The 356-nt window shown below is 54.5% G+C and carries 1 rRNA gene; it reads left to right on the top strand.

What is annotated here, in order from left to right:
- A 23S ribosomal RNA gene (locus tag HMPREF2857_RS03635) occupies positions 1 to 352 on the top strand; the annotation flags it as partial.
- Between the last annotated feature and the right edge of the window lie 4 nt (positions 353 to 356).

Genomic DNA, 356 nt, shown 5'->3' with positions numbered 1-356 from the left:
AGGTCCCAAGGGTTGGGCTGTTCGCCCATTAAAGCGGCACGCGAGCTGGGTTTAGAACGTCGTGAGACAGTTCGGTCTCTATCCGCCGCGCGCGTAGAAACTTGAGGAAGGCTGTCCCTAGTACGAGAGGACCGGGATGGACGTACCTCTGGTGTGCCAGTTGTCCCGCCTGGGGCATGGCTGGTTGGCTACGTACGGAAGGGATAACCGCTGAAAGCATCTAAGCGGGAAGCCTGTTCCAAGATTAGGTTTCTTTTGAGGTCCCCTATAGATGATGGGGTTGATAGGCCGGATCTGGAAGCATCGTAAGGTGTGGAGGTGACCGGTACTAATAGACCAAACATTCAACACACAAA

This window comes from Corynebacterium sp. HMSC076C10 (assembly GCF_001812455.1).
Taxonomy (GTDB): domain Bacteria; phylum Actinomycetota; class Actinomycetes; order Mycobacteriales; family Mycobacteriaceae; genus Corynebacterium; species Corynebacterium jeikeium_D.
Note: the sequence above shows the minus strand (reverse complement) of the source record. Positions and strands in the feature narration are given on the sequence as shown.